Origin of the sequence: Streptomyces sp. DH12, from assembly GCF_020873895.1 — a bacterium.
Lineage (GTDB): Bacteria > Actinomycetota > Actinomycetes > Streptomycetales > Streptomycetaceae > Streptomyces.
In genome coordinates, this window is sequence record NZ_JAHWGT010000225.1 from 1 (window position 1) to 776 (window position 776).

Genomic DNA, 776 nt, shown 5'->3' on the forward strand with positions numbered 1-776 from the left:
GAAGATTGTCGAGGACGCCACATGACGACACCCCACGACAGAACTCATCGCCGCCCCACCGAAGCCGACTGGGAGCTGCTCGCGCTCGACGAGCTGGCTGAGTTGGCCTGGCAGCCGGCCTCCGGTAACGCGTTCGCGCCCGGTTCCGACCACCGGAAGTCCTGGGACGACCTGATCCTCTACCCGGACCTCCAGGAGGCGATCGAGCGCCTGAACCCGGACCTCCCCCCGGACGCCGTCCGCGAGGCCGTGGCGACCGCCGCCACCCCCGGCTCCCAGGACACCTACGAGGAGAACCGGGCCGCCCACCTCCACCTCACCACCGGCATACGCTCGGTCACCTACACCGACTCCCACGGCGCCGAGCACAACCCCACCATCCGCCTCCTCAACCTGGACGACCCAGACGCGAACACCTACCGCGCCCTCAACCAGGTCACGGTGATCGACGGCGACAGGAACCGCCGCTTCGACGTCATCCTGTACGTCAACGGCCTCCCCCTCGCCGCCATCGAGCTGAAGCGCGCCGGTGACGAGGACGCGACGCTCCAGACGGCCCACGCCCAAGTGGCGCGGTACGTGCAGGAGTTCCCGACCGCCTTCCGCTACAACGCGGTCGTTCTGCTCTCCGACGGCATCACCGCGAAGTACGGCACGCCGTTCACCCCGTACGAGCACTTCGCCCCATGGAACACGGACGAGTTCGGCGCCCGCGTCGACCCGCTGACCGCCGACGGTTTCTCGGAGTCGGGACAGAACCTGGCACTGCACGGCCT

At 68.8% G+C, this 776-nt stretch carries 1 protein-coding gene; it reads left to right on the top strand.

The window, feature by feature from the left end; genetic code table 11:
* Window positions 1–21: 21 nt before the first annotated feature.
* Window positions 22–776 (top strand): type I restriction endonuclease (locus LPA54_RS33680; protein WP_267487935.1); only part of this gene is annotated, 755 nt, incomplete at its 3' end.